The 23,154-nt window shown below is 42.4% G+C and carries 23 protein-coding genes; 20 read left to right on the top strand and 3 right to left on the bottom strand.

All coding sequences use genetic code 11. The annotated features are described in order from the left end of the window. Nucleotides 1-158 precede the first annotated feature (158 nt). Both B5F25_RS04085 and B5F25_RS04080 read left to right on the top strand, forming a co-directional pair. A complete protein-coding gene (locus B5F25_RS04085) occupies nucleotides 159-1,346 on the top strand; it encodes an aminotransferase class I/II-fold pyridoxal phosphate-dependent enzyme (RefSeq protein WP_087208878.1) in 1,188 nt (395 codons plus the stop codon). A 96-nt stretch (nucleotides 1,347-1,442) separates the two neighbouring features. Beyond that, entirely contained in the window at nucleotides 1,443-1,976 is a 534-nt protein-coding gene (locus B5F25_RS04080) for a DUF2148 domain-containing protein (protein ID WP_022039993.1), read from the top strand. Between the two features lie 128 nt (nucleotides 1,977-2,104). On the opposite strand, the gene B5F25_RS04075 is transcribed toward B5F25_RS04080, so the two are convergent. Together B5F25_RS04075 and B5F25_RS04070 are read right to left on the bottom strand one after the other, a co-directional pair. Then, nucleotides 2,105-2,275, bottom strand: coding sequence for a hypothetical protein (locus B5F25_RS04075; protein WP_158098142.1), 171 nt, complete (start codon nucleotides 2,273-2,275; stop codon nucleotides 2,105-2,107). Between the two features lie 72 nt (nucleotides 2,276-2,347). After that, entirely contained in the window at nucleotides 2,348-3,163 is an 816-nt protein-coding gene (locus tag B5F25_RS04070; protein ID WP_087247735.1) for a Cof-type HAD-IIB family hydrolase, read from the bottom strand. 559 nt (nucleotides 3,164-3,722) lie between these two features. On the opposite strand from B5F25_RS04070, the gene B5F25_RS21535 reads away from it, so the two are divergent. Together B5F25_RS21535 and B5F25_RS21530 are read left to right on the top strand one after the other, a co-directional pair. Beyond that, on the top strand, nucleotides 3,723-4,598 hold the full coding sequence (locus B5F25_RS21535) for a pyridoxamine kinase (RefSeq protein WP_162609954.1): 876 nt from the start codon (nucleotides 3,723-3,725) through the stop codon (nucleotides 4,596-4,598). Nucleotides 4,599-4,613: 15 nt separating this feature from the next. Next, nucleotides 4,614-5,282 (top strand): MgtC/SapB family protein, encoded by a 669-nt coding sequence (locus tag B5F25_RS21530; RefSeq protein ID WP_022039997.1) that lies wholly within the window; start codon nucleotides 4,614-4,616, stop codon nucleotides 5,280-5,282. Nucleotides 5,283-5,478: 196 nt separating this feature from the next. Here the strand turns inward: B5F25_RS21530 and B5F25_RS04060 are convergent, their stop codons facing one another. Continuing rightward, complete coding sequence (locus tag B5F25_RS04060) at nucleotides 5,479-5,697, bottom strand: winged helix-turn-helix domain-containing protein (protein WP_022039998.1); 219 nt, start codon at nucleotides 5,695-5,697, stop codon at nucleotides 5,479-5,481. A gap of 259 nt (nucleotides 5,698-5,956) precedes the next feature. Between B5F25_RS04060 and map the strand changes: the two genes are divergently transcribed. From map to B5F25_RS03980, 16 genes are all read left to right on the top strand, one after another. After that, entirely contained in the window at nucleotides 5,957-6,814 is an 858-nt protein-coding gene (gene map / locus B5F25_RS04055) for a type I methionyl aminopeptidase (protein WP_087213495.1), read from the top strand. Nucleotides 6,815-7,001: 187 nt separating this feature from the next. Further along, nucleotides 7,002-8,027: a tRNA (adenosine(37)-N6)-threonylcarbamoyltransferase complex transferase subunit TsaD gene (gene tsaD / locus B5F25_RS04050; protein WP_087247733.1), complete on the top strand. Its 1,026-nt coding sequence runs from the start codon at nucleotides 7,002-7,004 to the stop codon at nucleotides 8,025-8,027. Nucleotides 8,028-8,581: 554 nt separating this feature from the next. Further along, nucleotides 8,582-9,082, top strand: a complete 501-nt coding sequence (locus B5F25_RS04045) for a CinA family protein (RefSeq protein ID WP_022040001.1) — start codon at nucleotides 8,582-8,584, stop codon at nucleotides 9,080-9,082. A 103-nt stretch (nucleotides 9,083-9,185) separates the two neighbouring features. Then, nucleotides 9,186-9,446 carry a 50S ribosomal protein L28 gene (gene rpmB / locus B5F25_RS04040; protein WP_022040002.1) on the top strand — a complete coding sequence of 87 codons (261 nt, stop codon included), beginning with the start codon at nucleotides 9,186-9,188 and terminating at the stop codon, nucleotides 9,444-9,446. A gap of 19 nt (nucleotides 9,447-9,465) precedes the next feature. Continuing rightward, a complete protein-coding gene (rpmG, locus tag B5F25_RS04035) occupies nucleotides 9,466-9,654 on the top strand; it encodes a 50S ribosomal protein L33 (RefSeq protein ID WP_013616632.1) in 189 nt (62 codons plus the stop codon). A 9-nt stretch (nucleotides 9,655-9,663) separates the two neighbouring features. Further along, nucleotides 9,664-9,819 carry a DUF4295 domain-containing protein gene (locus B5F25_RS04030; protein WP_007558249.1) on the top strand — a complete coding sequence of 52 codons (156 nt, stop codon included), beginning with the start codon at nucleotides 9,664-9,666 and terminating at the stop codon, nucleotides 9,817-9,819. Nucleotides 9,820-10,359: 540 nt separating this feature from the next. Beyond that, complete coding sequence (locus B5F25_RS04025) at nucleotides 10,360-13,275, top strand: TonB-dependent receptor (protein ID WP_225226406.1); 2,916 nt, start codon at nucleotides 10,360-10,362, stop codon at nucleotides 13,273-13,275. 20 nt (nucleotides 13,276-13,295) lie between these two features. Then, nucleotides 13,296-14,915, top strand: a complete 1,620-nt coding sequence (locus tag B5F25_RS04020; RefSeq protein WP_087247731.1) for a RagB/SusD family nutrient uptake outer membrane protein — start codon at nucleotides 13,296-13,298, stop codon at nucleotides 14,913-14,915. 290 nt (nucleotides 14,916-15,205) lie between these two features. After that, nucleotides 15,206-16,162 carry a signal recognition particle-docking protein FtsY gene (ftsY, locus tag B5F25_RS04015; protein ID WP_022040006.1) on the top strand — a complete coding sequence of 319 codons (957 nt, stop codon included), beginning with the start codon at nucleotides 15,206-15,208 and terminating at the stop codon, nucleotides 16,160-16,162. 10 nt (nucleotides 16,163-16,172) lie between these two features. After that, entirely contained in the window at nucleotides 16,173-17,474 is a 1,302-nt protein-coding gene (rimO, locus tag B5F25_RS04010) for a 30S ribosomal protein S12 methylthiotransferase RimO (RefSeq protein WP_087247729.1), read from the top strand. A gap of 84 nt (nucleotides 17,475-17,558) precedes the next feature. After that, nucleotides 17,559-17,852 carry an HU family DNA-binding protein gene (locus B5F25_RS04005; RefSeq protein WP_022040008.1) on the top strand — a complete coding sequence of 98 codons (294 nt, stop codon included), beginning with the start codon at nucleotides 17,559-17,561 and terminating at the stop codon, nucleotides 17,850-17,852. Further along, the gene (locus tag B5F25_RS04000; protein WP_087209966.1) at nucleotides 17,845-18,816 is read left to right on the top strand and encodes an HU family DNA-binding protein; all 972 of its coding nucleotides are present in this window, start codon (nucleotides 17,845-17,847) and stop codon (nucleotides 18,814-18,816) included. Before B5F25_RS04005 ends, B5F25_RS04000 begins: the two co-directional genes overlap by 8 nt. A 156-nt stretch (nucleotides 18,817-18,972) precedes the next feature. After that, nucleotides 18,973-19,968, top strand: coding sequence for an AAA family ATPase (locus B5F25_RS03995; RefSeq protein WP_022040010.1), 996 nt, complete (start codon nucleotides 18,973-18,975; stop codon nucleotides 19,966-19,968). Nucleotides 19,969-20,132: 164 nt separating this feature from the next. Beyond that, entirely contained in the window at nucleotides 20,133-21,002 is an 870-nt protein-coding gene (locus B5F25_RS03990) for a DUF58 domain-containing protein (protein ID WP_022040011.1), read from the top strand. Between the two features lie 57 nt (nucleotides 21,003-21,059). Next, on the top strand, nucleotides 21,060-22,124 hold the full coding sequence (locus tag B5F25_RS03985; RefSeq protein WP_087247896.1) for a BatD family protein: 1,065 nt from the start codon (nucleotides 21,060-21,062) through the stop codon (nucleotides 22,122-22,124). 20 nt (nucleotides 22,125-22,144) lie between these two features. After that, the gene (locus tag B5F25_RS03980; RefSeq protein ID WP_022040013.1) at nucleotides 22,145-23,143 is read left to right on the top strand and encodes a VWA domain-containing protein; all 999 of its coding nucleotides are present in this window, start codon (nucleotides 22,145-22,147) and stop codon (nucleotides 23,141-23,143) included. Nucleotides 23,144-23,154 lie beyond the last annotated feature (11 nt).

Here is a 23,154-nt window from a genome sequence, read left to right as displayed (position 1 = left end):
ATAAATGTCGAAAGAAACATTTTTTTTGTACTATCATCTTATTAAGTTTGCTAAAATTATTATCTTTGCACGTTCTTTTTATGTAACATCTGCCGATATGGAATGGCAGGGCTATTATTAAATAATGTAAATCAGAAAGATTTACCAAACAGTAGAATATGGGACTATTACAAGACAAATTGAGTAAATTCAGAACGCCTCAAATGTATATGGAACGAGGCGTTTACCCCTATTTCCGTGAAATAGACAGTGCTCAAGACACGGAAGTGATGATGGACGGGAAAAAGGTACTAATGTTCGGTTCAAATTCGTATATGGGATTGACTCACGACGAACGTATTATCAATGCTGCCATTGCCGCTACCCGTAAGTACGGTACAGGATGTGCAGGTTCACGCTTGTTGAATGGTACGCTTGACATCCATATAAAACTGGAAAAGGAATTGGCGGAATTTATCGGGAAAGACGAAGCGTTATGTTTCTCTACCGGGTTTACCGTTAATGAGGGTGTTATACCTCAATTGGTAGGACGCGGTGATTATATCATTTGTGATGACCGCGACCATGCTTCTATCGTTGACGGACGCCGTCTGTCTTTTGCTACTCAGTTAAAATACAAACACAATGACATGGAAGCGCTGGAACGTGAACTTCAAAAATGCGAACCGGATGCTATTAAGTTAATTGTCGTTGACAGTGTGTTCTCTATGGAAGGAGACCTGGCCAATTTGCCTGAGATTGTCAGATTGAAAAAGAAATATAATGCTACTGTTTATGTAGACGAGGCTCACGGGTTAGGAGTATTTGGTAGAAACGGGCGTGGCGTATGCGACCATTTTGGACTTACGGAAGATATAGACCTCATTATGGGTACATTCAGCAAATCGCTTGCTTCTATCGGTGGATTTGTGGCTGCGGATAAGGATACAATCAACTGGTTGCGTCATAATGCGCGTTCTTATATATTCCAGGCAAGCAATACTCCTGCTGCAACGGCTGCTGCCATAGAGGCTTTGCATATTTTGCAGACAGAACCTCAACGGCAGGAAAATTTGTGGAAGATTACCAACTATGCCTTGAAGTCGTTCCGTGATGCCGGATTCGAAATCGGTGATACAGAGAGCCCAATCATTCCTTTGTATGTGCGTGATACCGACAAGACTTTCGAAGTTACCAAGCTGGCCTTCGATGAAGGCGTGTTCATCAATCCGGTTATCCCGCCTGCATGTGCTCCTCAAGATACATTGGTGCGTTTTGCTTTGATGGCAACCCATACAAAAGAACAAATCGATTTCGCAATCGAGAAACTGATAAAATGTTTCAAGCAATTGGATATCTTGAAATAAATAAGGAATGGCCAGGCTTTAGATTCGTGTTAGAAGATACTAACTGGCTCTAAAGTCTGGTCAATATAGTGTCAGTAACATTATTTCACGAGTAATATGATTCTGAACGAGAGAGACAGTCGCCACGATGAAGTGTTACAGATAGCCCAACAGATGATGGTGGCGGCACGCACTGCGCCTAAGGGCAAGGGGGTTGATATTATTGAGATTGCGATGGTGACCGAAAGTAATATCCGCATCCTTTCTGATACGATGAAGCAGATGTATGAGGAAAACGGGCTTAAGTTTTTCCTGCGTGATGCAGATAATATTCTGGATGCCGAATGCATCATTCTCATCGGTACGCGCGAACAGCCGCAAGGACTTGACTGCGGACATTGCGGATACGAAACTTGTGCTTCGCGTAAGGAAGGTGTTCCTTGTGCCATCAACAGTATAGATGTTGGGATAGCGATTGGCTCGGCTTGTTCTGTTGCTGCCGACCATCGGGTAGATACGCGTGTGATGTTTTCGGCAGGACTGGCTGCACAGCAGCTTGACTGGTTAGATGGATGCAGGCAGGTTTATGCCATTCCTGTCAGTGCATCATCGAAAAACCCATTTTTCGACCGGAAACCGAAAACGGAATAAATGAAATGTAAGGGCGGATTGCCGGGATGGACTTCCGCACTTATGCTAATGGATATACAAGGCAGAGATAACTTCATGAATAGTTTGATATAACTGCAACAGCTAATGAAGATATATTGTAGGGGGAATTAAGAAGCTGTTTTGAATTTCTCCAAAAAGTTTTTCTTGGCTTGATGTATCCGTTTTCGTGTGTGCTTTGGGCGATTTTTTGGTCCTTTCCGCTCCTGTTCTTCGTCAGATAGCCCGCTATCTTCCTCATCACAGAAGCAAAAATGCCTCAAAAACTCATCCCAAATCATCGCACGATAAATTCAAAACAGCTTCTAATATATCTTCATTGGGTATGTGATTATCTTCAATTCCTTTCTTTGTTATTTCGTCTTGAAGATGAATTTCTCTACTGCGTGGGCTACACCGTCTTCGTCATTCGAGTACGTAATGAAATCTGCATTTTCACGTACTACCGGTTGGGCATTCGCCATTGCTATGCCGAGGCCTGCATATTGTATCATTGACAGGTCGTTGAATCCGTCTCCTATGGCTATCATTTCTTCCCGCTTCATTCCTGTTTCTTCCAATAGCACCGAGAGCGACTGTGCCTTGTCAATGCCTTTTGGCACCAGTTCCAGAAAATAAGGTTCCGAACGGAATACTCCCATTCTGTCCTTTAACTTTTCGTACATTTCCTTTTCCAATATGGCAAGGCGTTCCGGTTCTCCCACAATCAGGCACTTCGTGATGGGACGGGGAATGGCTTCCAGGAAGTTGTCTACCTTTTTTATTTTCATTACATTCAGCAAGGCTTCTTTCAGTACGTATTCGTCATCAGGGGATTCTGTCAATACAAATTCGTGGTCGTATGTTACTATGGCAAATCTATTATTTGTGGCGCAATTATATAAATAAGGTAATACATCGTTGTCCAGCCATTTCTTATATATCACTTCTCCGGTTTTCCAGTCAATGATTTCACCACCGTTGTATGAGAGAATATACCCTTCGTATCTGTCTAGTTCCAATGCGTTGGCAAGCGGCGCCACTCCGTATGTGGGGCGTCCTGAGGCAAGAACGATTTTCACTCCTTGTTTTTGGGCTTCTATCAGTGTGTCATGCGTATATGTTGTTATTCGCTTCTTAGAGTCGGTCAGCGTACCGTCCAAATCGAGTACCAGTAATTTGTAATTCATAAAATAATAGTCTTAAAATCGTTTCGTGTGCAAAGATAAACATTTATATTTAATGAGTGCTCTTCATGCTGTCAATTATGTGCTTCGCACCGTAGGGGTTTATGTATATGGTGGTGTCAACAGAAATCGCCCGAAGCACACACGAAAGCGGATAATCAAGACGAGCAGAATTTTTTTGTAGAAATTCAAAACAGGCTCTTAATTTCAATTTAAAAAGTTTGTTTGTTACACAAAAAGTAACGTCCTTTGCAAAAACTAATATGAATGTCCGCAATGACCAATGTAGAGGCGTGCTGCATGCGTCCGAATGCGCCGGCTTATCCATGCGGAGCTTTCAAAAAAGCGTGTGCGATATGCTCTTACAAGCAATTGGGCAAAATGCGGACATTCATAAAACTAATTTCAATTCTTGGATTTACTTATGGCAGACAACTACATCGAGAAACAATTTGAGTCTTATCAGGCACGGAAGATGGCATGGGAAAAAGAAAACAAGTATAAGCGTAAAAAACAAGTCGCGACCCATGCAGAGCCAATAAAGAACCATCCTTGCGGACGGCTGTTTCACAACCAAAGTAAAAAGATTGTTGCAATACATGACCTCTCCGGGGTAGGACGTGTATCGCTTATGGCAGTTGTGCCTATTCTTTCTTCAATGGGGTTTCAGGTATGTCCGCTTCCTACGGCTATTCTTTCCACCCATACGCAGTATCCTGTTTATTCTTTCCTCGATCTTACTGACGAAATGGTCCGTATCATTGAAAAATGGGAACAGCTTGAAATCCGTTTTGATGCTTTTTATTCGGGATACCTTGGTTCTCCACAGCAAGTTCAGATTGTGGAAGATTTTATTCAGAAGTTCCGCCGCTCTACCGACTTGGTTGTGGTTGATCCGGTTATGGGTGACAATGGAAACCTTTACAAAGGCATAACAGAGGAAATGGTAACTGAAATGAAGAAATTAATCTGTCTTGCTGATATTATTACCCCTAACATGACCGAATTGTGCCGCCTGCTTGATATACCTTTTCAAGAGAAAATGAGTGATGCCGGTCTGAAGGATGCGCTTAAAGCATTGTCGGATAAAGGGCCTAGTATTGTCATCGTAACCAGTGTGCCGGTGCAGGATGATCCGCATTCTACGTCTGTATATGCTTATAACCGTTTCGGGAACCGTTATTGGAAAGTGACTTGCCCGTATTTGCCGGCTCATTATCCCGGTACGGGCGATACGTTTACCAGTGTCATTACCGGTTCGCTGATGCAGGGAGACAGCCTTCCTATAGCGCTGGACCGTGCTACTCAGTTTATTTTACAGGGTATTCGTGCTACATTCGGCTACGAATATAATAATTTAGAAGGCATCATGTTGGAAAAAATACTTCATAACTTAGATATGCCGATTCAGGTAAGCAGTTACGAGTTGGTGGAATAAAATGCAAGTGTCGATATGGATTTAGCTTGGGATTTTGCCCTGCGGTTGTTTTTGGCAGGCGTAATGGGCATATTGATAGGATTGGAGCGTGAGTATCGGGCGAAAGAAGCCGGATATCGTACACATTTTCTGGTGGCATTAGGCAGTGCATTGTTGATGATTGTGTCGCAATATGGGTTTTCGGATGTGCTGGAGCGTGATTTGGTCCGCCTCGATCCCAGCCGCATCGCGGCACAAGTGGTAAGCGGTATCGGTTTTATCGGTGCCGGGACCATTATCCTGCAAAAGCAGATTGTGCGTGGACTGACTACGGCTGCAGGCATTTGGGCCACTTCAGGCATCGGGCTTGCCATCGGGGCAGGAATGTATGGCATTGGCATTGCTGCTACGGTTTTGGTCTTGTTAGGACTGGAAGTGCTGAGTTTTTTCTTTAAAAGCATAGGCTTGCGGAATTTGATGGTAGAGTTTTCTGCCCGTGATAAGGATGCCATCAAACGGGTGTCGGCTACATTTCATTCGAAAAACTACATTGTGGTATCGTATGAAATGTCTGAGTCATTCGTGAGAGGAGAGGTGGTATACAGCGTAAGCATGACCATCAAGGCAAAACGGCAGAATGAAGAAGGATTGTTGTTGATGTTCATGCAGGATTTTCCTGACATAACGGTGAATAAAATCATTTAAGAAGAAACTGTTTTGAAATTATTGTACGCAAACGAATACACCAGGTCAAGAAAAACACACGCAAACGGATACATCAAGCCAAGAAAAACTTTTTGGAGAAATTCAAAACAGCTTCTAAGAATAGAAGAATTCTTTGAGGATGATGAACTGCTTCTCCCACAAAGAATTCTTCATTCTTCATTCTTCATTTTTAAATTTATCCGATATAGACATTGACTGTCAGGAAAATCCTATCGCCATGTTCGTCCATGTCAAAATCGATTTTGTCTTCGCGTGCCAGCCAGCCGATGGCTGCATTAAGGTCTCTGTCGGTCAATCCTGTCGCTTTTTTGAGTTCGTCATACTCCCAATGGCGGTTGTCTTTTAATTTATTCCAGACAATGCCTGCATGTTCGCCAATTTGAATTTTGTTCATTTTGTTTCGGTTTTAATTAATATTAAATCAAGGTGCTCAAATTTTATAGGCAAAGTAAACGATTTTTGTCCAAACTTTCAACTTTTTCTTTTCCTTTTTTTACTTTTAAACGCAAAAGGCATTAATTAAGTTTGGAAACTGTTTTATTATGGTCGAAAGCGCAGTCGTGAAAAGTATGATTATCAAATTTTGTCGGTTGCTTTTTGATTTAACGAGAAATTTCTACCTTTGCAGGTAGATTTTAATTCGAATCAAGATTATGGTAAAAAGGAAGAAGCTAAACTGGAGGGTGCCTAAGGGCACAGAATTGACCGAGCTGGACAAAAAGGTACTTTATTACCAGAACAAAGGGCATTTGGTCCCGTCTCGTGATTTAATCAAGACTCCAGAGCAGATAGAAGGCATACGGCGCAGCGGTCTGCTGAATACTGCTGTGCTTGACAAGGTGGCAGAAGAAATCCGTGAGGGGATGAGTACTGCTCAAATAGACAGAATCGTTTACGATTATACGGTGAATCATGGTGGCATTCCTGCCTGTTTGGGATATGAGGGTTTCCCAAAAAGTGTATGCACCTCTATTAATGAAGTGGTATGCCACGGCATTCCTTCGGAAGACGAAATCTTGGAAGAAGGTGATATTATTAACGTAGATTGCACTACAATCCTTAATGGATATTATGCAGATGCATCACGTATGTTTATTATCGGGAAGACAACCCCGGAGAAAGAAAAGCTTGTACAGGTGGCACGCGAGTGTATGGATATCGGTGCCGATGCTGCCCAACCTTTTGGTTTCGTAGGTGATATCGGGCATGCAGTCGAAAAACATGCCAAAAAAAATGGTTTCTCTGTGGTACGTGATTTATGCGGACATGGGGTAGGGTTGGACTTTCATGAAGAACCTGATGTGCTGCATTACGGACGGAAAGGTACAGGCATGTTGCTGGTACCTGGAATGGTGTTTACCATCGAACCGATGATTAATATGGGCACATGGGAAGTATTTATTGATGAGGAAGACGGCTGGACAGTAGTGACGGAAGACGAGCTGCCATCTGCCCAGTGGGAACATACTTACGTAATGACCGATAATGGACTGGAGATATTGACGTATTAAGAATAATTTGCTAATGTGCTAATTTGTTAATTTGCTAATGTGTTAATTTGCCAATGTGTTAATTTGCCAATGTGTTAATTTGCCAATGTGTTAATTAATTTTCACATTACCACATTCTCACATTAGCACATTGATACATTGCCACATTAGCACATTGATACATTGTCACATTGATTAATTACTGATTATGAATAACGATATAATAATATTAGGAATAGAGTCTTCGTGCGACGATACGTCTGCTGCCGTTATCCGCAATGGGGTGTTGCTCTCCAGTGTCATTGCCAGCCAGGCTGTACACGAAGCTTATGGAGGGGTAGTGCCCGAACTGGCTTCACGTGCACACCAGCAGAATATTGTGCCGGTGGTGCACGAAGCGCTAAAGCGGGCAGGCGTGACGAAAGAACAGCTAAGTGCCATTGCTTTTACCCGTGGTCCCGGACTGATGGGTTCGTTGCTGGTAGGCGTTTCTTTTGCCAAGGGATTGGCTTTGGCTTTAGGTATCCCTTTGGTGGATGTCAATCACTTGCAGGGTCATGTGTTGGCGCATTTTATTAAAGAGTCTGAGGAAGATATGGATCAGCCTAAGTTTCCGTTCATTTGTTTACTGGTGTCGGGTGGTAATTCGCAGATAATTCGTGTAAATGCCTACAATGACATGCAGGTGTTGGGACAGACCATCGATGATGCGGCCGGAGAAGCTATCGACAAATGTTCGAAAGTGATGGGGTTGGGTTATCCCGGCGGACCGATTATTGACAAACTGGCACGTCAGGGAAATCCGAATGCGTTTACATTCAGCAAACCACATATTGGGGGATACGATTATAGTTTTAGTGGATTAAAGACATCGTTTCTTTATTCGCTTCGTGACTGGTTGAAGGATGAACCGGATTTTATAGAACATCATAAAACCGATTTGGCCGCGTCGCTGGAAAAAACGATTGTCGATATCTTAATGGATAAGTTGCGTAAGGTTGTAAAAGATACAGGTATTACTGAAGTGGCGGTTGCCGGAGGTGTATCGGCAAACAACGGGTTGCGCAATGCATTCCGCGAGCATGCTGCAAAATACGGATGGAAAATCTATATTCCTAAATTTGGCTATACAACAGACAATGCTGCAATGATTGCCATCACCGGTTATTACAAATACTTGGACAAGGATTTTTGTTCAATAGACAAACCGGCATATTCGCGTGTGGCACTTTAGAACCTGTTTGAAATTTGCTCAGGTTTGTTTTGAGAGACTTTCTGTAGAAATTCAAAACAGTTTCTGGACATAATCGGGGCTGCTTTTCTGATTTATACAGGGATGAGGTGGTTACTTTCCGGATAAAACCGGGAAAACAGACCGGTAGCAAGCTCAAAAGGACCTGATATAATATTGCTTTATTGGAAATTTTAAACAGTTTCTGATGAATGTCTGCATAGCCAGTTTGTTCGGGTTAAAAACGCAGTAGTACTGCGTTCGCCGATGAAGATATATTCAACTGCCGATGAAGATATATTCAACTGCCGATGAAGATATATTCAACTGCCGATGCAGTATATATTCAATCGCAGATGCAGTATATATTCAACTGCCGATGCAGTATATGTTCTTTTTTAGGGGGTATATATTGGCTGTTTGCAGATATTATTAATATAATATAATAAGGAGTTGAAGGAAATCAGAAGCAATCCTTTTTATGCCGGTTTTCGAAAGTCTGGCTATTGGCTTTTGACTCCTGGACGAAGTTATTAACTAAAAAACAGATAAAGGACATGTCAGTAGAAACTAAAAAGCTGAGCAAGGAAATCAGCGAAATCTTTTGGAGAGAAGGTTATACATTGGCAACTGCAGAAAGTTGTACGGCCGGAAATGTAGCAGCCATCATTACGGCAGTACCCGGTAGCTCACGTTTTTATAAAGGTGGAGTGGTAGCATATGCCGATGAAGTGAAGGAAAACTTGTTGCATGTAAAAGCGGAAACCCTTCAGGCATGCGGAGCGGTGAGTGAAGAAACCGTAATCGAAATGGTGAAGGGAGCTATTGATACTTTTGGGACTGATTATGCCATGGCTACATCGGGCATTGCCGGACCGGGTGGAGGTACTCCTGAGAAGCCTGTCGGTACCATTTGGCTGGCAGCCGGGAGTAAAGACAAAATTATGACACTCAAGCTGACAGAAGACGAGGGACGCGACAAAAATATCCAGTTTGCTACTAAAAATGTGCTTCAACTGTTGCTCTCTATTTGCCAAAACAAAGAAAATGAGCAATAAAAGGCAATTTATTGAAGAAAAACTTGCATATGTAAAATAAAACCGCTTACTTTGCACTCCGTTTTAAGGAGCATAGAAATAAAACTATAAAAACTAGATAGAAATGTCGAAAATTTGTCAAATTACCGGAAAGAAAGCCATGATTGGCAACAACGTTTCACACTCAAAAAGAAGAACGAAAAGAACGTTCGATGTGAACTTGTTTACAAAAAAATTCTACTATGTAGAACAAGATTGCTGGATTAGCCTGAAGATTAGTGCTAACGGCTTGAGAATTATTAATAAGAAAGGGCTGGATGCAGCACTGAATGAAGCTGTTGCGAAAGGTTACTGTGATTGGAAAACTATCAAAATCGTTGGTTAATTAAAAGGAGAGTAAAAGTATGGCTAAGAAAGCTAAAGGCAACAGAGTGCAAGTAATCTTGGAATGCACTGAAATGAAAGATAGTGGTATGCCGGGTACTTCTCGTTACATCACTACGAAGAATAGAAAGAATACACCCGAGAGATTGGAATTGAAGAAATACAATCCTATTTTGAAAAGAGTAACAGTTCACAAAGAAATTAAATAATAAGACACCATGGCAAAGAAAACAGTCGCAACCCTTCAGACAGGAAAAGAAGGCCGTTCTTATACAAAGGTTATCAAAATGGTTAAGTCGCCGAAGACTGGTGCTTATGTTTTTGACGAACAGATGGTACCTAATGAAAAAGTTCAGGACTTTTTTAAGAAATAAGGCTTTAATTAGAGTTAATTATATCATTAAAACTCCTTTCGATTTCGAAAGGAGTTTTTTTTAGTATCTATACGCAGCCTTAAAAACTCATCCCAAATCAGCACGCGATAAATTCAAGACAGTTTCTATAGTAGAACAAAATTGATTTGCGAAAAAATTCTTGATGTATTGTCATAATCGAATGGAGTTTCTATTGGAAATGGGCACTCAGCATGACAAATGATTTTTCGCATTTTATTTCTGATTGGCTATAAAAAAACTTGTATTGCTTTCTCCATGTGAATCTGTAATATTAAAAGAATGTTAACAAAAAGAGTCCGATGCATGCTTACAGTATTTTTAGTGACGTAAATTTTATAAAAAATAACTCTGATTAGAAAAAATTATGCCATCGATGTAATAAGTGTTACAGAATATGTTTAATTTTGCCATTGAATAGTTAATTAATTAAATCTATACAAATTTATGCAAAGCAAACTAGTAACAAACAGGCAGACGCGGAGAAACCTGTTTTCTCTCGCGGTTTTTCTTTTAGTGAGTATGTATGCATTTGCCCAAAATGCGGTGACAGGTATTGTAAAGGATAAGACTGGCGAACCGCTGATAGGCGTGAGTGTAGTGGAAAAAGGAACCACAAATGGTAGTATTACCGATATGGACGGAAAGTTTTCCATCAATGTACTTCAAGGCAAGACTTTGGTGTTTTCTTACATTGGTTATCTTTCCCAAGAAATTAAAGTACGCTCCAATACCATTAATGTAACCATGCAGGAAGATGACCAGATGCTGGAAGAAGTCGTAGTTATCGGCTATGGTTCTATGCAGCGTAAAGATGTAACCAGTTCGATTACCACCATCAAAGCTGAAGATTTGAATGTGGGTGTTTACTCAGATCCCGCCCAGTTATTACAAGGTAAAGTTCCGGGTTTAGCCATTACTACTAGCGGCGACCCGAACGGAAGTCCGAGTATAACCTTGCGTGGTGCTTCTTCTTTGCGTGAAGGTGCTGCCATGCAGCCGTATTATGTAATCGACGGTATTCCGGGCGTTGATATTTCCATGGTTGCTCCAGATGATATTGAAAGTATTGATGTGCTTCGTGATGCAACAGCAACAGCTATTTATGGCTCAAAGGCTGCCAATGGTGTTATTATCATCAATACCAAGAAGGGGAAAAAAGGACGTACCAATGTCACTTATAGCGGTTATGTAGCTTTTGACAAGATTTTAAAAAAAATGGATATGGCTACGGCCGATGAACTTCGGGCATATGCCGAAAAAAACGGTCTGACATTATCTAATGATATGGGTGCCAATACTGATTGGCAAGATGAAGTGCTTCGTACAGCAGTCAGCCATAATCACAATGTTTCTATCAATGGTGGTTCAGAAAAGACAACTTATATGGCAAGTATCAATTACCAAAATCGTCAAGGTGTCATTTTAGGTACAGATATGGATCGCTTGAATATACGTTCTTTGCTTACCACTAGGGTGCTTAAAGACCGCTTGGAACTGTCGGTGGGCGTTAATTCTCGTTACGGGAAAGGCGTAGGTGTACCCATGGATGATGAAGGTGTGTCTGTATTGGATGCCATGAATTATTTTTCTCCGATGCTTCCGGTTCGCGATGATGGGAACTGGACACAGGCTTCGGGCAGCCAGAACATAAATCCATTGTCGCTGATTTATGAAGATACTTCTGAAACAATCTATAAAAACACACAACTCATCAGTAAGGCCACTTTGGAAATTGTCAAAGGTTTGAAATGGAGTGCCAACTACTCATTCACCAACAACCAGCGCACTTACAGCGAATATCATACCCACAACACACAGCAGCCGGGTATCAACGCGCAGAACGGCCAGGCGAAGCGTAATACTTACTTCGGGCATGAACACATTTTCGAAACTTACGGAAATTATGATACAACTATCAATGATGCACATAAATTGTCTATCATGGCAGGTTATTCATGGGAAGAAAGGATGTCAAATGATGGCTTTGGGCTGACTGTGCACGATTTTTATGATGATGTGTTGAAATGGAATCAGTTGACTTATGCAAGTACTATTGACGGCATTCCTGCTATAGAAAGTGGAACCAAAGAGACAGTCCGCAATATCTCATTCTATGGTCGTGTGGGTTATTCATACAACAGCAAGTATATGATTCAGGCTACTATCCGTCGTGATGGTTCTTCTGTGTTTGGCAAAAATAACCGTTGGGGTACATTCCCATCAGTCAGTGTTGCCTGGAACATTACGGAAGAAGATTTCATGAAGCACCAAGATGTGATTAGTAACCTGAAACTTCGTTTGGGATATGGTGTCAGCGGTAATGCTTTGGGCTTCGGAGCTTATACCCCGTATGAAACCTACGGTGCATCGGGCTTCTTTACTTACAACGGCAAGAGTTGGCGTACGCTGGCGGCTACCAAGAACGCCAATCCTGACTTGAAATGGGAATCTACCGGAATGTTTAACATCGGTATCGATTATGCTTTCTTCAACGGCCGTTTGAATGGTACCATCGAATGGTATAACAAAAAGACCAAGGACTTGATTTGGAATTATCCGGTTTCTACCAGTCTTTATCCATTCGGCGATATCCAGGCCAATGTAGGTGAAATAACCAATCAAGGTATCGAATTTTCTATTAATGCTGTTCCTGTACGTACTCGGGATTTCGAATGGAGCACGACGGTTACCTTGTCTCACAATAAAAATACTGTAGACAGATTGTCAAACGATCAATTCGAAGTATCTTTATTTACACAGGGTGACCCGATGGTAGCCGGTGTTTCTGCCAATGGTTATACCCAACGTATCTTGGAAGGTGAACCTCTCGGAACATTCTATACCTTTGAATTTGCCGGATATAATGAAAACGGAATCGCTACTTATTATGTAAGAGATGAAGAAACAGGAGAACGTACGGGAGAAACGACCACTGACCCCAGCGATAAGGACCGTACCATTACCGGTTGCGCACAACCCAAGCTGAACTTTGGATGGAACAATACTTTCTCTTGGAAGAATTGGTATGCAACGGTATTCTTTACCGGTGTATTCGGCAATGATATCTACAATGGTTCACGTGCTAACTATACCAGTCCGGAAAACTTTTCGAACGGTAAGAATGTGCTGAGAGAATTCCTTTACGAACGTCCGGCTACAGATACATCTAATAATCGTCCTTCTGACCGTTTCATTGAAAACGGTTCATACCTTCGTCTGTCCACTCTGACGTTGGGGTATACGTTCAAAAACTTTGACAATTGGTTGAAGAATGCACAATTATACATTACTTGCAACAATGTATTCACTATCACTAGTTATAAGGGGCTTGATCCTGAAGTAAACATGGGTGGCTTAGCTCCTGGTGTTGATTACCGTTGGAGCGCTTATCCGCATACCCGTACCACTATGATTGGTTTAAAAGTTAATTTCTAATTATCAACAGACTTACAATTATGAAAATGAATATAAAATCATTATATGCTATTTGTACTGCCGCTTTACTTGCTGGATGTACAGACTTGGATGTAAATATAGAGTCTCAATATACTCAATATCCAATAAATGATATTGCAGTAGAGGCGAAGAACGCGGATGTTTATTTCCATTTGCGTGATGTATTCGGACGTCGTTATATGGAAGCGATGTCTTTGTCGAGCGATGAATATACAGCTGTTTCATACGGAGGAGGCTGGTACGACAGTGGTTGTTATTCCCATCCGAGCCTTCACGATTTTAGAACAGAAGACGCATCGATTGACTGGATGCCTACGGTTATCAGCGGCATTACCAAAGCCAATACGGTAATCCGTGATTTGGGAGGCGAAGAAGCAGTCCCTGCCGATATCGCTCCTGCGCGGGCAATGCGTGCTTTTTTCACTTTCATTATTATGGACTGCTGGGGAGATGTGCCTATTTTGGATTACCTGCCTGTAACGAATGATGAAGTAGTACGTGCTCCACGTGCAGAAGTCGCCCGTTGGATTGAAAGCGAATTATTGGAAATCATTCCTCAACTCACCGATGAAGTCAGTGACAATACCTATGGTAAGCCGACTAAATGGATGGCAGAAGCTTTGTTGGCAAAGTTGTATATCAACTGGGCTGTGTATACAGCTTCTTCGGTTGAGCAATATGAAGCTGCTACAGCTGAGAATGAAAAACTGAATGATTGTATCAGAATCTGTGATGATATTATCGCATCCGGCAAATTCAATTTAGGTTCAATGCCTTACGCTGAAAAGTTTGGCCCCGATAATGGTTCGCAAGTAGAAGATTTTATCTATGCCATGCCGTATGATACATATACTGCTACAGGTATGCAATACGGGCGGGCACGTACCTGGAAGAATGCAGGAGATGTTGAAAAAAGTTATTATGGTATGAAGTTAAGCAATTCTGCAGGCGGATATATTACGATGAATCCTGAATTCTCACGTCTTTTCTGTTTGGAAGGAGACATACGTAATAACAGCGTAATTGGCGATACTGTACATGTTTATGACCCGAATACTTACCAGCCGACTTCGGAAATAGCTTTGGATGAAAACGGCAAACCTATTGTGCTGACTCAAACTGTTTCGCTTGAAATCCCTGACGATGTGCAATTGGGAGTAGGTGATAACACGAAAGGATATAGCCAAGGATACCGTTCGGTGAAGTTTTTTGTGATTGATGACGATTACAAGAATGGAAGAAACCAGTCGAATGACTTGCCGATATTCCGTTATGCAGATATCTTGCTGACAAAGGCGGAAGCCATTGTTCGAGGTGGTACGGCTACTAATGGTGAGACAGCGATGAGTCTGTTCAATCAAATCCGGGAATATGCCCAGGCTCCACTTCTGGCTACAACTCCTTCTTTGCAAGATTTGTTGGACGAACGTGGAAGGGAATTTTTTGATGAAAACTGGCGTAGAAATGATATGATTCGTTTCGGAACGTTTGAAAACGAATATGGTTTCCATAAGAAAGATTTCCCGACAGCACGTTTCGAAAAGACTTGTCGTATATTCCCCTTGCACAGAGATGTGCTGAATACCTATCCGCATTGGACTCAAAACCCGGGATATTGATTTATTTGATATAGATTTTCAATGAAGCCTTGCAGCTATCTGCCGTTGTAATAAACGCCGGAAGCCGCAAGGCTTTTTTGTTTCATTCATGTACGGTACGATTTTTAAGGGCAGATTTTGTATTGAAGCAGATAATCATCTTTCTAAAATGGGATAATCTTTTTTCGGAATCGGATAATCTGTATAATTTAGATGTGTTTGCCTTGACAAACTAATAAACTCATTCGTTTGTTTTAGAGAAAAATCCGTATATTTGCACAAACATAGCAGATAACATAAAGACATATCGTATGGGAATATTTAGTTTTTTCTCGAAGGAAAAGAAGGAAACGTTGGACAAAGGATTGTCGAAAACCAAGCAGAGCGTGTTTAGCAAGATAGCCCGGGCTGTGGCAGGCAAATCCAAGGTAGATGACGAAGTGCTGGACAATCTGGAAGAAGTGCTGATTACTTCGGACGTAGGTGTGGAAACCACGCTGAAAATCATCAAGCGCATCGAGAAGCGTGTGGCACAAGACAAATACATCAATACCGAAGAACTGAACAACATCTTGCGTGAGGAAATAGCAGCCCTGCTGACTGAAAACAATACGGTAGATGCAGATGATTTTGATATTCCCGCAGGAAAGACGCCATACGTCATCATGGTAGTGGGCGTAAACGGAGTAGGAAAGACCACCACCATCGGCAAGCTTGCCTATCAGTTTAAGAAAGCCGGCAAGTCGGTCTATTTGGGAGCTGCCGATACTTTCCGTGCAGCTGCTGTAGAACAACTCGTGATATGGGGCGAACGGGTAGGGGTGCCTGTTATAAAGCAAAAAATGGGTTCTGATCCTGCTTCAGTGGCATTCGATACGTTGAGTTCGGCAGTGGCAAATCATGCCGATGTGGTCATCATTGATACGGCAGGACGACTGCACAATAAAATCGGCCTGATGAACGAATTGACCAAAATCAAGAATGTGATGAAAAAGGTGGTGCCTGATGCTCCTCATGAAGTGTTGCTGGTGCTTGATGGTTCTACGGGACAGAATGCTTTCGAGCAGGCTAAACAGTTTACATTGGCAACAGAAGTCAATGCAATGGCTATTACCAAACTGGACGGGACTGCCAAAGGAGGTGTCGTAATCGGTATTTCTGACCAGTTTAAGATTCCAGTGAAATACATCGGGCTGGGCGAAGGCATGGAAGATTTGCAGATATTCCGCCGCCGCGAATTTGTGGATTCACTGTTTGGAAACAAATAAGTAAAGTTGAATGAGAAAAAATACGATTGATATCATCACTTTGGGCTGTTCGAAAAATCTGGTTGATTCGGAAAAACTGATGAAGCAGCTTGAATTGAACGGTTATAGGGTGACACATGACAGTGAAAATCCACAAGGAGAAATTGCGGTTATCAACACTTGTGGGTTTATCGGCGATGCCAAGGAAGAGTCTGTCAACATGATTTTAGAATTCTGCCAGGCTAAAGAAGAAGGGCAGTTGAAGAAACTCTACGTTATGGGGTGTTTGTCAGAGCGCTACTTGAAAGATTTGCAAGTGGAAATTCCTCAGGTGGATAAGTTTTACGGAAAGTTTAACTGGAACGAGTTGCTTGCCGACTTGGGTAAGACTTACCATTCTGAATGTGCCATCGAACGTCACTTGACAACTCCCAAGCATTATGCATACCTGAAGATTTCGGAAGGGTGTGACCGGAAATGTGCCTATTGTGCCATACCTATCATTACAGGCAAGCATGTCTCGCGCCCGATGGAGGAAATTCTGGATGAAGTGCGCCTGCTTGTTGCACAAGGAGTGAAAGAGTTTCAGGTGATAGCGCAAGAGCTGACTTATTACGGTATTGACCTTTATAAGAAGCAAATGCTTCCGCAATTGATTGAACAGATGGCTGAAATTCCGGGTGTGAAATGGATTCGCCTGCATTATGCTTATCCGGCACATTTCCCGCAAGATTTGTTTCGTGTGATGCGTGAGCACAGTAATGTGTGCAAGTACATGGATATTGCCTTGCAACACATCAGTGATAATATGTTACAACGGATGCGCCGTCATGTTACGAAAGAAGAAACCTACGCTTTGATTGAGCAGTTCCGCCATGAAGTGCCGGGTATTCATTTGCGTACCACGCTGATGGTAGGATTTCCAGGTGAGACTGAGCAAGATTTCGAGGAGTTGAAAGAGTTTGTGCGTCATGCCCGGTTCGAACGTATGGGGGCATTTGCCTATTCGGAAGAAGAGGGTACGTATTCGGCACGCCACTATAAAGACGATGTTGCGGAAGAAGTGAAGCAGCGCCGGCTGGACGAACTGATGGCAATTCAGCAGGAAATTTCAAACGAGCAGTGTCATGCCAAAATCGGTAAAGAATTCCAGATTATTATCGACCGTAGAGAAGGTGAATATTATGTGGGCCGGACCGAATTTGATTCGCCAGAGGTAGATCCTGAAGTATTGGTGAAAGATGAAGGCAAAATCTTGCATATAGGTTCTTTTCACCGCGTGAAAGTTTATGATGCCGATGATTTTGATTTATATGCTGAAATAATTAGTTGATAATTAACGGTTGACGAGTTGGCAAGGTTTTCTACTTTGTCAGCTCGTCAACTGTTATCGGAAATTCTAGCGTAAAATAAGACTATGAATAACAAGGAGTTGACAGGAGAATTGTCACGCCGGTTGGGATATACCAATAAGGATGCAGCACAGTTAATTGCTTCGATGGTAGACATTATGGGCGAACAGTTACAGGAAGGGAAAAGGCTGGATTTCGACGGTTTCGGTACATTCAGTGTAAAGAAAGAGTTGGAACGGATTGTGTATAACCCGGCGTCCAAGCAACGTTTTTTGGTACCTCCGAAACTTGTATTGATATTTGAACCGGCTTCTTATGAGTTAGAAAAACATAAAAACAGTTCGTTTGCTAATGGATGATAAATTCACAAAAGAAGAACTGGTGATGTTGTTGGCGCAACGCCACCAGATGGAAGAGGCAGATGCAGAAGCGTTTGTCGAAGCTTTTTTCGCCTTGATAAAAGAAACATTGGCAACCGACAAATATGTGAAAATTAAAGGTTTGGGAACCTTCAAGCTGATAGATTCCGATGACGGGAATGCTGGAAGATCGTGTCTTTCGTTTATGCCGGATGTATCTATGCGTGAGTTGGTCAACAAGCCGTTCAGTCACTTTGAAACCGTTCTGCTGAATGAGTCTGCTCATTTCGATGATATGATAGAGGAAGAAGAGAAAGCCATTGCCTCGGAAGAGGCACAGATGGAAATTCCTGCTTCGGATGAAAGAGAACCTGCTGCGTTTGAACCGGAAGTACATCCGGAACCGTTGCAACAGACAGAAGGTATGAAGCCGGAAACAGAAGAAGAGAAGTATGAGCCTGTACCTTTGTTTCCGGAAAACCGCTTTGATGTAGAAAAACAAAAACAGAAACCGCGCTTGCCTTGGTGTTTTATTGCTTCCGTTTTATTGATCGGTGTTATTATAGGCGGTGTTATGGGTTGGGTCTTGTTTTCCGGCAGACGATATATACCTGACTCAGTAGTAAAGGTGTTGTCTGAAACACGACAAGAACCGAAGGGTACGGTTGTGTCTGAACAGGCTATGACAGTAGACAGCTTGCCTGCTTCTAAACATCGTGAAACGGTCGGATTGCCATCTTCTCCGCTCTGTTTGTCGGATACAGTACGCTATGATATTGTAGGAACACTGGCCACGCATACACTTCGCAGGGGAGAGAGTTTGGCTCGTCTTGCTTTGCGATATTATGGTAACAAGAATTTGTGGACTTACCTTGCCCGTTACAACCGGGAAATATTGAAAGATGTCAACGATATTCCTGTAGGTACTTCCATACGTGTTCCGAAGCTGGTTCCGAAGCGATGAAGACCATTTTAAAAAACTTTAGTCCAATAAGATTTAAATGCAGAAAGGCAGCTACTTTTTTTAATAAAAATTAGTTGTTCCTGTTAATATTATGCCGTACTTTTGAGGCCGATAAGAAAAACAGAATACTTAACATATAAAAAATAAAGAAAAACTATGGCTGAAGCTATTGATATTCGTGCATTGAATGAACGAATAGAACGCGAAAGTGCGTTTGTTACTAACCTGATGACTGGTATGGACCAAGTGATTGTAGGACAGAAACATTTGGTGGAATCCTTGCTGATTGGCTTGTTGTCGGATGGACACATCTTGTTGGAAGGTGTTCCGGGATTGGCAAAGACTTTGGCAATCAAAACACTTGCTTCATTAATAGATTCAAAATATAGCCGTGTCCAATTTACTCCGGACTTATTGCCTGCCGATATCCTTGGTACGATGATATACAGTCAGAAAGATGAACGGTTTGTCACTAACAAGGGACCTATTTTTGCCAATTTCATCTTGGCGGATGAAATCAACCGTGCACCGGCAAAAGTGCAGAGTGCTTTACTGGAAGCCATGCAGGAACGCCAGGTGACACTGGGCAAAGAGACGTTCGACCTGCCTTCACCATTTTTGGTAATGGCTACCCAAAATCCAATAGAACAGGAGGGTACTTATCCGTTGCCTGAAGCACAAGTGGACCGTTTCATGCTGAAGGTGATTATTGACTATCCGAAGTTGGAAGAAGAAAAGAAAATCATTCGTCAGAATATTTCCGGAGAAAAGATTCAGGTGCGTCCTATCCTGAAGGCTGAAGATATCATTGAGGCACGTAAGGTAGTGCGTCAGGTATACCTTGACGAGAAAATCGAGCAATACATTGCCGACATTGTGTTTGCTACCCGTTATCCTGAAAAATACGATTTGAAAGACTTGAAAAGTCTGATTGGTTTTGGTGGTTCGCCACGTGCCTCCATCAATTTGGCATTGGCTGCACGTAGCTATGCTTTCATCAAGCGTCGTGGATACGTTATCCCCGAAGATGTACGTGCCATTGCACACGATGTATTGCGGCACCGTATCGGGTTGACTTATGAGGCGGAAGCGACAAATGTCACTTCGGATGAAATAGTCAGCAAGATCTTGAATAAGGTAGAAGTACCCTGATTGCTATGCACTATAAATTGACGTATGCTTACACGCAAACAGGTGCAGGCATACGTGTCTTTTACCGGTTTAACAAGGAGCAATTAACAGATGAGCGGATGTAATTTCTCCATTAGGTAAGTTGTTCATTGTAAATTGTAGGTTGTTAATTGTAAATGAAACAGATGGAAACAAGTGAGTTGTTAAAACGGGTACGTCAGATTGAAATTAAAACCCGCGGATTGTCTAGCAATATCTTTGCAGGACAATATCACTCGGCCTTTAAGGGGAGGGGAATGGCTTTTTCTGAAGTTCGCGAGTATCAATACGGAGATGATGTGCGCGACATAGACTGGAATGTGACCGCTCGTTTCGACAAACCTTTTGTCAAGGTGTTTGAGGAAGAGCGGGAACTGACTGTAATGCTGTTGGTCGATGTGTCGAACAGCTTGGATTTTGGTACGGTGCATCAGTTGAAAAAAGATATGGTGACCGAGATAGCTGCCACATTGGCTTTCTCTGCCATCCAGAACAATGATAAAATCGGTGTTATCTTTTTTTCTGACCGTATCGAAAAGTTTATTCCACCCAAAAAGGGACGTAAGCACATTTTGTACATCATTCGCGAATTATTGGATTTTCAGCCTACCAGCACGCGTACCAATATTCAGTGTGTGATAGAATACTTGACTAACGTGTTGAAAAAACGGTGTACAGCTTTTATGTTGAGCGATTTCATTGATGAGCACGATTACCAGAATGCGCTGACCATAGCTAATCGCAAGCACGATGTTGTGGCTGTGCAAGTGTATGACCGTCGTATGGAAGAATTGCCCAATGTGGGATTGATGAAAGTACATGATGCCGAGACGGGTCATGAACAATGGATAGACACTTCGTCCAAGGCTTTGCGTAATGCTCATCATGCCTGGTGGTTGGAGCGTCAGCAGAAGCTGTCCGGTATTTTTACACACAGTAATGTGGATTCGGTTTCGGTGCGAACCGACCAAGATTATGTAAAGGCGTTGCTTACTTTATTTGCGAAACGAAATTGAGAGTGACAGATTATGAAACACACATTATTATATATATGTAGCAAGAAGCTGCTGAAAATGTTGGGATGCGTGCTGGCGTTGTTGTTTTTTGCTTTTCCGGAAATAAAGGCACAAGTGACGGTGGATGCTACCATCGACTCGTTGCAGCTGCTTATCGGTGAGCAGGCGAAAATCAAACTTCAGGTCAGTATGGATGCCAATCAGAAGTTGCAGCTTCCCTTGCTGCGTGATACGTTGGTAAGAGGTGTGGAAGTGTTGGATGTAGCCAAACCAGACACTCAATTGCTGAATGAAAACAAACGATGGCTGATTTCGCAGGAATATACGGTTACTTCGTTTGATTCGGCATTGTATTATTTACCTCCCTTCGAAGTGAAGGTGAACGGCACACCTTATTTTTCGAAAGCTTTGGCATTGAAAGTGTATTCCATTCCGGTAGACACGTTACATCCTGACCAGTTCTTCGGTCCGAAAGCTATTCGTGAAGTACCCATCACATGGGACGATGTAGCTCCATTGGTCTATTCGGGTATTCTGATGCTGATATTGGGTGCTTTGGCTGTATTTCTCGTCATACGCTATCGTGACAACAAGCCGATTATCAAGATTATCAAGATAGAGCCTAAATTGCCTCCTCATCAGGTAGCAATGAAAAAGATAGAAGAGATAAAGGCGGACAAGCAAGTGCAACGCGATGACCCGAAGCTGTATTATACGGAGTTGACCGAGGCCATCCGTACATATATCAAGGAGCGTTTCGGATTTAATGCGATGGAAATGACTTCGACTGAAATTATTGACCGGTTGTTGGAAGAAAAAGATCAACGTTCCATTGACGACCTGAAACTCTTATTCGAAACGGCCGATTTGGTGAAGTTTGCCAAACATGCGCCGCTGATGAATGAAAACGATATGAATTTGGTGAATGCCATCGATTTCATAAACCAGACCAAGGTGGAAGAAGATCCGAATGCAAAGAAAGAACCGACCGAAATCCGTGTAGAAGAAAAACGTTCGAAACGAGGACGTATCGCCTTGATATGTAGCATTGCCGTTGTAAGTATCGGTGCTGTGGTATGTATATACTTGGTGGTCCGGCATATCATCGATTTGTTCTTCTAATTAATTAAACTGTAGAGACTATGATTTTTGCAAATATTGAATACCTGTTTTTGTTGCTCCTGCTGATACCTTACATTGTGTGGTATTTTATGCGAAGAAAAAAAACAGAGCCTACTATGCAGGTCTCCACGACCCGCATGTACATGAATGCACCACGAAGCTGGAAATTGTATTTGCTTCATGCGCCTTTCTTGTTGCGCATTGCGGCTTTTGTGATGATTGTGCTGGTGCTGGCGCGTCCGCAAACTACCGATAACTGGCAAAACACGGAGATAGAAGGTATAGACATCATGCTGTCGGTTGACGTTTCAACCAGTATGCTTGCCGAAGACCTGAAACCCAATCGTCTGGAAGCAGCAAAGAAAGTAGCTGCCGAATTTATCAACGGGCGTCCCAACGATAATATTGGGCTGACTATTTTTGCCGGAGAAGCATTTACGCAATGTCCGCTTACCATCGACCATGCTGTGTTGCTGAATCTTTTCAACAGCATTAAGGGTGACATTGCACAACGTGGGTTGATTGAGGACGGAACAGCTATCGGTATGGGGCTTGCGAATTCTATCAGTCGCCTGAAGGACAGTAAGGCAAAGTCGAAAGTGATTATTCTGTTGACTGATGGCAGCAATAACCGAGGAGATATTTCACCACTGACGGCGGCCGAAATAGCCAAGCAGTTCGGTATTCGGGTGTACACCATCGGGGTGGGAACAAATGGAACGGCACCTTATCCGATGCCTACTTATGCGGGTATCCAATATGTGAACGTGCCCGTGGAAATAGATGAGCAGACTCTGATCCAGATAGCTGGTACTACGAACGGAAACTACTTCCGTGCCACAAGCAACTCTAAGTTGGAAGAAGTCTACCGCGAGATTGACAAGTTGGAAAAGACCAAACTGAACGTGAAAGAATTCAGCAAGCGTGAGGAGGCTTATCTGCCTTTTGCCTTGGTGGCATTCTTGTGCATTTTGCTTGAGCTTGTCTTGCGTAATACTGTATTAAAGAAAATACCTTAAAAAAGAAAAGC

The sequence above is a fragment of the Bacteroides sp. An19 genome (assembly GCF_002160215.1).
Lineage (GTDB): Bacteria > Bacteroidota > Bacteroidia > Bacteroidales > Bacteroidaceae > Phocaeicola > Phocaeicola intestinalis.
The sequence above is the reverse complement of the archived record's forward strand: the minus strand, read 5'-3'. Positions and strand labels throughout refer to the sequence as shown.